Raw genomic sequence first — 525 nt, 5'->3', positions numbered from 1 at the left:
CTTTTGATATGGGGCTCAAATTCTCTTAATACCTTAATAATTTTATTTGCAGTAGTTGGTTTCGGTGTTCTTGAATGGTCCAATGTTAAAAGACTTATTAAACTTTTGCTGGTATTGCTTTTTTTCGCTAACCATTCCTGCTTAATATCGTAAACTTTTAAAAAATCTCCAAACTCGGTTTTCTCTTTAGTTTCTTCTTTGAGCCAACTAAACATCATTATGTTTCACCTCTCCCTATCCATTTTTGACATCGGAAAAGGGAGTTATACATTTAAATTGTAAAGGTTTTTGGAAAAGTAGATGGCTGCTAGAGTTAGTAGCTTTCTTCTAAACTTTAATACTCTGAATATGCTTTTGCTGTTAAGCCAAAACATCAGCGACATACCTATCGGCTTAACAGCATAGCTGTGGACCAAAAAAAACACACAAAATATCGACAAAGTTAGTTAGCATTTAAAAATTTTTATGCCCATGGCTACAAAGAGTAACTTACGAGCCTATTTGGAGAGTGGGGAGCGCCCATCG

General features: G+C 35.0%; 1 protein-coding gene. It reads right to left on the bottom strand.

Features of this window, described 5'->3' with window-relative positions; genetic code table 11:
• A partial coding sequence (locus N9I19_RS25075; RefSeq protein ID WP_317779382.1) for an XRE family transcriptional regulator occupies window positions 1-218 on the bottom strand: 218 nt, incomplete at its 3' end.
• Between the last annotated feature and the right edge of the window lie 307 nt (window positions 219-525).

It is taken from the genome of Peribacillus sp. CSMR9 (assembly GCF_033141925.1).
Lineage (GTDB): Bacteria > Bacillota > Bacilli > Bacillales > DSM-1321 > Peribacillus > Peribacillus simplex_A.
This window is presented reverse-complemented; position numbering and strand designations above follow the sequence as displayed.